This is a genomic window from Vibrio sp. 1641 (genome assembly GCF_033339995.1).
GTDB classification, from domain to species: Bacteria; Pseudomonadota; Gammaproteobacteria; order Enterobacterales; family Vibrionaceae; genus Vibrio; species Vibrio alginolyticus.
In genome coordinates this window covers 1-8,131 of the sequence record NZ_JAWOVP010000031.1, presented here as the reverse complement: position 1 = coordinate 8,131, position 8,131 = coordinate 1, and the positions used below count along the sequence as shown (strand labels likewise).

General features: G+C 38.2%; 11 protein-coding genes. 6 read left to right on the top strand and 5 right to left on the bottom strand.

What is annotated here, in order from left to right; all coding sequences use genetic code 11:
• The coding region (locus R7Z47_RS23815; RefSeq protein WP_318130657.1) for a helix-turn-helix transcriptional regulator at positions 1 to 443 on the bottom strand (443 nt) is incomplete at its 3' end.
• A 430-nt stretch (positions 444 to 873) separates the two neighbouring features.
• On the opposite strand from R7Z47_RS23815, the gene R7Z47_RS23810 reads away from it, so the two are divergent.
• The 3 genes from R7Z47_RS23810 to R7Z47_RS23800 are packed head-to-tail and all read left to right on the top strand — an operon-like array spanning position 874 to position 2,468.
• Positions 874 to 1,191 carry a hypothetical protein gene (locus R7Z47_RS23810; protein ID WP_213961454.1) on the top strand — a complete coding sequence of 106 codons (318 nt, stop codon included), beginning with the start codon at positions 874 to 876 and terminating at the stop codon, positions 1,189 to 1,191.
• A gap of 14 nt (positions 1,192 to 1,205) precedes the next feature.
• On the top strand, positions 1,206 to 1,445 hold the full coding sequence (locus R7Z47_RS23805; protein WP_213961453.1) for an EexN family lipoprotein: 240 nt from the start codon (positions 1,206 to 1,208) through the stop codon (positions 1,443 to 1,445).
• Positions 1,446 to 1,454: 9 nt separating this feature from the next.
• Positions 1,455 to 2,468, top strand: a complete 1,014-nt coding sequence (locus R7Z47_RS23800) for a type IV secretion system protein (protein WP_318130656.1) — start codon at positions 1,455 to 1,457, stop codon at positions 2,466 to 2,468.
• A 374-nt stretch (positions 2,469 to 2,842) separates the two neighbouring features.
• Here the strand turns inward: R7Z47_RS23800 and mazF are convergent, their stop codons facing one another.
• Both mazF and R7Z47_RS23790 read right to left on the bottom strand, forming a co-directional pair.
• A complete protein-coding gene (mazF, locus tag R7Z47_RS23795) occupies positions 2,843 to 3,184 on the bottom strand; it encodes an endoribonuclease MazF (protein WP_213961451.1) in 342 nt (113 codons plus the stop codon).
• The gene (locus R7Z47_RS23790; RefSeq protein WP_213961450.1) at positions 3,181 to 3,417 is read right to left on the bottom strand and encodes an AbrB/MazE/SpoVT family DNA-binding domain-containing protein; all 237 of its coding nucleotides are present in this window, start codon (positions 3,415 to 3,417) and stop codon (positions 3,181 to 3,183) included. The genes mazF and R7Z47_RS23790 overlap by 4 nt, the downstream gene beginning before the upstream one ends.
• Before the next feature lie 1,036 nt (positions 3,418 to 4,453).
• Here R7Z47_RS23790 and R7Z47_RS23785 point away from each other — a divergent pair.
• Positions 4,454 to 4,912, top strand: a complete 459-nt coding sequence (locus R7Z47_RS23785; protein ID WP_213961449.1) for a helix-turn-helix domain-containing protein — start codon at positions 4,454 to 4,456, stop codon at positions 4,910 to 4,912.
• A 75-nt stretch (positions 4,913 to 4,987) separates the two neighbouring features.
• Positions 4,988 to 5,464, top strand: coding sequence for a hypothetical protein (locus tag R7Z47_RS23780; protein ID WP_213961448.1), 477 nt, complete (start codon positions 4,988 to 4,990; stop codon positions 5,462 to 5,464).
• A 611-nt stretch (positions 5,465 to 6,075) separates the two neighbouring features.
• Here R7Z47_RS23780 and R7Z47_RS23775 read toward each other — a convergent pair.
• On the bottom strand, positions 6,076 to 6,759 hold the full coding sequence (locus tag R7Z47_RS23775) for a replication initiation protein (RefSeq protein WP_213961457.1): 684 nt from the start codon (positions 6,757 to 6,759) through the stop codon (positions 6,076 to 6,078).
• A gap of 600 nt (positions 6,760 to 7,359) precedes the next feature.
• Between R7Z47_RS23775 and mobC the strand changes: the two genes are divergently transcribed.
• Positions 7,360 to 7,890: a plasmid mobilization relaxosome protein MobC gene (mobC, locus tag R7Z47_RS23770; protein WP_213961456.1), complete on the top strand. Its 531-nt coding sequence runs from the start codon at positions 7,360 to 7,362 to the stop codon at positions 7,888 to 7,890.
• A gap of 43 nt (positions 7,891 to 7,933) precedes the next feature.
• Here mobC and R7Z47_RS23765 read toward each other — a convergent pair.
• The coding region (locus tag R7Z47_RS23765) for a hypothetical protein (RefSeq protein WP_318130655.1) at positions 7,934 to 8,131 on the bottom strand (198 nt) is incomplete at its 5' end.

The following is an 8,131-nucleotide window of genomic DNA, read 5'->3' as shown; positions in this document are numbered from 1 at the left end:
GAATCGGTTTCGAGTAACTTATCTAAGGCACTGAAAACTCTTTTTTTTGCTTCTTCTGCTCTCCGTTCATTATCACCACTAATATTTTCTTTTTTTAATGGTGCATTTTTTGTGTCAATTGTCTTTTTAGACTCACTTTTTGACGCATACTTTACCAACATATCGTTTGTTTCTTCAATGCACTTTTGTAAGGATAATATACTGTTTTTTAAATTAATTATCTCGTTTTTTAGTTCGCTTATTTCAAGGTTTGTGTCATTGCTTTCGGTTGACTCAGTTTTTTTCTTAGGAAGTCTTTTTATTCCTTTAAGATCGCTTAAGGCAATGTGCCTTTTACCGTCAATTTCTTGATATTTAAGTGTCCCCTTGTCCATGTATCTATAGAGTGTTTTTCGTGACAGTCCCGTGACATGACACGCGTCATTTATTCTTAGTAAATCCATTTCCAACTCATTTTATTACTTATCTAATTTTTAATTATTAAGAATAACTTTCATTCACTAGAAAGTTAAGCCCACTAACGTAAGTATATGATTTGAAATATATAAGTCGTTGATATTAATAATATAATACAGTAGCGGTACTATTGCGTTATTTGTAACGACTGATATGATTCAAACTTGAGTGGTGATTTTTTGTGCGGGGTTAGGGTGGCTAAAAGTGTAAATGAACGCCAGAAGGATTTTATTTCTAGGCAAAAATCTTTGGGTCGGTATCAGAGATACTTTTGGGTCAGTGACACAGAATTCTACGAGCTAAAAAGGCAACTTAAAAAGATTAGAGAGCATGATGAAAAGAAAGGCATTTGAATGGAGTAGTTGAGGATGGTCCCCTCAACTACTCCTAACCACAACGCCTAAATAGGAGGCAATTATGGGTAACAGTCAGTCTATCACATCTAGGGATGAGGAAATTTATCAATTATTTCGCTTGCAAGATATTGAGCGTCTTTCAATGAGAAATGAACTTGAAACTCTATTAGTAACTGCTAATTACGCACGCAACTATCTTTCTGATGATCAGGATGTTCTTCCTGAAGACTTCTTTTGCTGTATTGAGGAAATGAAAGAGGTGATGGAGTCTATAGATATTAAAAGTATAGATTTTGAAAATAACTCCATCTTCCTTCAGAGGAAAAGGTCTCAAAGTAAGAGGCGAGACCAAATAAATTCGTGCGCACGAAAAAATTAAATGGAGGTGATGATATGAAATCTTTAACGTTGGTGGCTATGTTAAGTATTTTTTTAACCGGTTGTTTTGATAAAAATGAAGAAATACATAATGTTGCATGGTTCAAATTGAATGAAGTCGAACGCAATACTACTCTAGAAAAATGCTCTAACAATCCTGGTGAACTAAAAGAGCACCCAAACTGTATTAATGCAAGACAAGCAGAAAAAGAGCTTATAGTCGGCAGCCTCCCCACTTTAAAGTTTGAAGGGTAGGTAAATAATATGAACTTCTTCCAAGCTACATTTGACCTGGTTGATAGGGCATTAGAAGGCTATGTCTTTGATACAGCTACAAACATAATATCTTTTATCTCTCCTATATTTACCAGCTTGTTAATCATATGGATTGCCATTTGGGGCTATCTGATGATATTCGGAAAAGTTAACGAACCTCTACAAGAGGGGGTTTTTCGAATACTTAGAATAGGCTTCATTATATCTTTAGGGCTAACCATCGGGACCTACACAGACATCGTTGTTAACGTGTTATCACAAGGCCCGGAAGAAATCTCTAAAGTAGTTACAGGAGGTGAGTCAACTTCTGTGTCTTCCGCTTTAGATTCTTTGTTTTCCCAAATTTTTGAAGTGTCAGAAGCTGCTTGGGATAAGGGGAGTATACTTGATGCTAATTTTGGAATGTACTTAATTGCTATTTGTGTTTTAGCGTTTGGTGGCGTTTTAACATGTGTTGTGGCGTTCTTAATCTTATTAAGCAAAATAATGACTGCTGTCCTCTTGGCTATTGGGCCTTTATTTATCGTTATGTTGCTATTCAATTCTACACAGCGATTCTTCGAAAGCTGGTTAGGCATGCTTATAAACCAAGGATTAATTCTTATCCTTGGGAGTGCTATAGGTAAGTTGATGATTTCACTAGCAGATGTGGCTATGGGAAGTATGTCGTCAGATCTGACAGCGTTATCTACTTTAGCGGATGCTTCGATTCTCTGCTTGCTTTATGGTCTTTGTATTATGGTCGTAAAACAGGTGCCATCTGTTGCATCTGCTTTAGGTGGCGGTGTAGCTCTCGCAACTCAAGGAGCTTTGGGTTCCACAATGAGTGCAATGCGACCAACCCATATCCGTAGGCAGTACCGAAATGTACAACGTGATTTGCGTTTGGCGGGAGGAGTTGCAGCTAAGCCACTTACAGGTACATATGGGGCAAGTAGAAAAGGTTATGCGGCTTATCAAAAGCGCTTCGGAGGCGGTAACTCTATCAGGGGGGAAGCATGATCGATCGAATTAAGGATGGCTGGGAAAACGCAATGCGAGTTGTGGAGCTAGGTGTTTCGACTTTATGGGTTGTAGCTTCTCTTGTACTACTTGTTCTTTTATTCTTTGGTTACGGGGATTATGAACTTAAGGTTTTAATATATATAGGTTTTTCATTTGTCGGGATACTTCAGTGGAGATGGAGAAGGTCAGTATGGCCAGCCCTACGAAAGCACCATGGTGAACACCAATAACGATTTATTGAAGGGGGGTATAGCTCAAAGCACTCTAATAAATGTTTAGGAATGAGATGTATAAGAACCGATAGAATGCAGCTTACCCCACGGTTCTATGATGGTTATAGAGCATAAAAAAAGACCGCTATGCGGTCTTTTTTATGCGTTAACGATCGTTGTTATTAAGTCTCGTACCGATTTTAAGGTTTCATTATTCACAGAATCTACAACCCTTGCCTTTCTGCTCTTCCAGTCTAAGGATTTAAACTGATCGGCTAATATAACGCCTGTTGTCTGATTGGCTCCCTCAACGTCTACCTCAAAAGGGTACCCCTTCTTCTGGTTCGTTATAGGACAGACAACGCAAAACCCTGTTTTACTGTTAAAGCTTTTTGGTGATACCACCAATGCTGGCCTAGTCTCACCAGCTTGCTCACGCCCTGCTTGTGGGTTAAAGCTAATTACAATAACGTCACCTTTTTCTGGTACGGATGAACTCATATAATTTCGTTACCTTTCATATCGTTCAATAGCTCTTGATGGCGATTATCATCAGTAATCATACTAAGTAAGCTCTCTAAGCTAGGCTTAGATGGCTCTATGACAATTTTTTCACCCTTAACATCAACATCGATGTTCATAGCATCGCCAATGTTTAGTGCTAGTTTCGCCATCACCTCTTTTGGGATTCTAACAGCAGCGCTGTTTCCCCATCGTGCAATCGCAACACTCATAGTTTCGCTCCTTCCCTACTGGTTTCTTTCGACCTGTGTAGGAGTTTTAACTCACTTTCATTACTCTAAATGCCACTATATCGTGGCATGATAATATTATTTTTATGGTATCTACTTTGTAGATACTGATAATGTAGCACTAGTTATTTGGATATACAATGTATCAACATATATCGAGGCGCTGAAAAAAGGAGGAATCTTCTTCATACACTCTAGATGGGGAATATGATTAACCCAATAAAAACAGCAAGTTAATTATAAAACCGACAGAAATGTGGTATAATTAAAGCTGACAATAGAGCATTTAAAAAGCCATAAAACGAACCATCAGAGGAAATGTATATGAGGAAAAATAACACAAAGAAATTGCGTAAATTCGGGAAAAACTTAGGAAGTGGCGCTTCTTTCTTTTTACTAGAGATAAAAGAAAAAATCTTTAAAAACAATAACTTAAGTCGGCCACCCTTTAGATGTGGTAAGCTAAATTGCAAAACTGAATGCAAGGCTTTTAGCTTACCACATCTAAAGGGTGGCGTCAAAAGGATCAATGGCTTAGGGTAATAATCTCAGCTTCTTCGTCAAGATACAAGTATTCTTATCCCTAAAGCACCATAACTCACGTTAGACACTTCTCTGCTTACTCCATCTAACTCTTTTATGATAAGTTCCTTGCACTGCATTACTCTGTCATTATCGGACGGTTAGGTCTGTAAAATATGAAAAGGACAAAATGGTTGGTATCTCACTAAAACTTAACTATTTTATTGAAAAGTGCAGAGGTAATTTCTCCCTCCTAACCTAGGTAAAAACGCCCTCCTGTAGAGGCAAAAACACCTCCAGCTACCTAGGCGATAATGACCCACAAATAAGATACATATACGATACATACGCATCGAAATCATACCAATACGACCCACACCTACAGGATATAAATACTGGGGGAGGCGTTTTTGCACATGTGGTATGTATTTTCAAAGCTCAATCAGGTACATATACTCGCTATATAAACAAGAGTCACGCCACACTTAGGTACATGATGAGCAAAGAAGCACAAGAAATAAAACCTCAAGAACTGAGCAAGCGTTGGGGAAAAGAGGTAATCAATGAAGGTTGGACAGCCATTCCTAATACTTTAATTGAAAGACAGCAAGCACTTAAGCTCAACCCTACAGAGATGAACATATTGCTAGTGTTATTAAAGTATTGGTGGGAAGACAATAAATCCCCCTTCCCTTCAAAAAAAACGATTGCGGACTACATAAATCGAGATATTAGTACCGTAAGAAAAACAATGAAAAGCCTAGAAGACAAAGGGCTGATAAAGCGTGAAGCACGGTTTTATGAGAAGGGAGGGCAGAGCTCAAACTCTTATGATCTATCGGGATTAGTCAAAAAGCTGAAGAAAGAGTCAAAGCTTCTTTCCAAACTCAAAGCTGAAAGGAAGTCTGAAGATGGCAGACTTAGACGGGGTGGAAGTCAGTCAGTTACCAGTTAAGACGAACTTTAGTTTTTTAAATAAAGAGTAAGTAATATGTGTCGAAGATAATAAGAAATTAATAAGGTGGAATGAATGAATGTATTGTTACCAGGCGATGTATCGCATCAGGTACTAAATAATAAAAAAACAAAAAACGCTAGGGTAACAAACTCAAAGGGAACTACATCATTTGGACAAATCCCAAAGTTAAATAGTCAATTCCCAGAAGCGGAAGTTATCTTAAAGCTAGGTGATCCTGGTTTTTATGACCTTAAGGTCAAGCAGCTAAAAGGGGCTTTTGGCCTACGTCATATTTGGGATAAGCACAGAAGTGAAATTAATGCTCAAGATGCATCTGATGTGGTTAAGTTTATAGAAAATGTAATCAGAGGTGGCGCTGAAGTTCTGATTGATTACGGTAAGGATCCAAACAAGCCGATAATCTTAGAATCAAGTTCAGGCATGGTCATTGTAGAGCTAAAACGACCACAAGGTGAAGACCCTTACTACAGCATAGTGACTGCATACGATAGAAAAAGTCACCCAGGAACGTTAATGGGTACCCTCTAGATACAAAAAAGGCTGGTTATAAACCAGCCTTCGTAAATGAGTGATCGTTCGTGGCGTTCCCTTAGCTCATAGGGGTCGGGACAGGAGTAAATCCTTAACAATCTATTGTGCTGTTCTGGTTCAACACAAGTAGCGTAAAAATATATAACCAAACCAGATTAAGGTTACACATCAAGCCCTTCTACACGGTAATAATATGATCGTATGTAGATTAGTGCAAGAGAGTAAAGCTCTATTTAATAGAAACAACATAGGTAACACAAAGGTAAGTCCCTCTCTCGTATCAGAAAGAGCCTATCCCAACACATACGTAAATACGTATGTTTCCACATCCAAAACCCGGGGCGTGTTATTGGTTATATGTTAAATGACCAAGATATCCCTCAAAAACATCGCTCTCGCCCCCTCAGAAGCTCCAGGAGCGACTTTTCCCACATTTAGTAAGCTCGGGTACTGATAAACAGGTATGAAAGTTTGTGACGGTTTACAGGCCAATTTACAGGTTAAAAATGACAAGTTTAGTTTGAAACAAAAACCGCCCTCTATCGGGCGTTTTTCTACTTTAGGTATCAGATAACCAGTTAGGTCATTGAACTCTGCTTACCATCAAATCAAACTTCCATTTTCATCTGTGGATTTTGTCTAAAACTAAAAGCTAATCCAGTAACACAGCGGCCTTTCTTTATCGTTTCATACTTAATGATCAAATCACTTCTTTGATTTAATTCTTCTACGGAAGGTTTGATAACCCTTTTATTTAAATCTTTAAACAGAGGGTATTTATCCGAAATTCCCAAAGCAGACTTAAAATCTTCCAGGTGTATCCCTCGTTCCCCAGTAGAGTTGAAACGCATCAAGAGCTCATAGAGTCTAATCGAGTGTGCAGATTGAAGATTAGCTATATTTCTAAGTTTATATTTTGTAAATCGACTCTGTAACTGGCTTATATACTTAAGTACATCATCAGACCAAGTTAAGGTTATGACTCCCTCACCTTTCAACTTCTTTGCTTTCTTTTGAATCCAGTAAAGCTCAACTTCTTCCTGCTCATCTCGCAATACAATACTTGACTTAAATAACGCGTCAGCAGCTTTATACATCTCTCTATGTGCATTCTTCATGTCAATACACATCAACTCAGAGAACTCAGAAGCTGAGAGTCTAACTTCTTTGGGGATTTCACTTCTGGAGTCTAATTTAGCTAGACATGCTAATACTAACTTTTGCGCCTGAGCATTTAGCTTATAGCTAGCATCTACCAGGCAGTTAGATTTACTTACAGATAGATTACTCACATTACACCTTATGGTGGATTGGTATTTATTTAGTCCACCTTACATAAAGGAGGACTAACTTTCAACTAGTCCTCCCAAACCTGTGAACACCACCGTAAATCTGTCCACTTACCACCGTAAATCTGTCCACCCAAGAACCGTAAATCTGTCCACCTTTGCCGTAAATCTGTCCACCGTAGATCTCTGTAGCCCTTAACACATAAGGGCTTCGGGACCATTAAAAACAAGAATAAAAAGAATAAAAAAGATTATTAAAAAGAAATTCTGTTGTGAATAACAACGATGCTACGGATGAATGTGGAAAAACTGGAACGGGCAAGCCGTTCCCAGTTTTACACACAGTCACCGAGATGCTCTAACAAACCTGATAGAAAGCGCTCCGCGTCTACAATAAAGATTTTTTTATTTTTCTTATCAAAAATGCTTTTTGGAGAAATCTAATGAAGTTTCGACGGAGAAAGTGTTGCTGTTTGATTCACTAAAATTTCGTACGCACGAAAAGATTTGGGGGGCTTAAGGCTAAGGCAGGATTCGCATTTTGCTGGCAAATGGTACCAACTTTGCTAAAGTATCTTTCCCCCCCTTTTTTTAAGACTGCATATGAGTAAACAAGAAGTTGTAAAAACTCGACTATCTGAAACAGAAAAAAAAGCCTGGCAGGACTTCTGCAGGGTAAATAATTTAAGTGAATCTGACATGTTGAGAAGGGTTATTCAGCGTATTTCTAATGAAACTATCCCCATAGATTTCCCTGGCTTAAATGATGATAAGAAGGCTAGGAAAATTACTATTCGGTTAACAGAATACGAAGATAGAAAACTGATAGAACGAGCTGAAAAAGAAGGTTATACAACCAGGACCAAATGGACAACGGCTGTTGTTCAATCTGCCCTTCATAAGGCCCCTATCCTTACCAATAAGGAAATAAATGTATTACGCGAATCAAATCGTGAACTAGCTGCAATTGGCCGGAATCTCAATCAGGTAGTCAAAGCGTTAAACATTGATTTCTATGAGAGTGATAAAATCAAGCAAGATGCCATTGAAAACCTGATCGAACGAATAGAACAGCACAAAGGCCAAGTTGCCGATCTAATTGATCGCAACATGAACCGTTGGGAAGAAAGGTAATTATTTCGCGTAACATTAATGGAAATCTAAAATCGGATGGAAATTAAACACTATAGTTCTTCTTTTCAGACCACTCTTGTAAATATTTGGATATAGTTCCTCGGTCTATTCCAGTTGCTTTCTGTACTCCTGAAGGCGAAATTTTCCCACGATAAAGTGGAATTGAATCGGTTTCGAGTAACTTATCTAAGGCACTGAAAACTCTTTTTTTTGCTTCTTCTGCTCTCCGTTCATTATCACC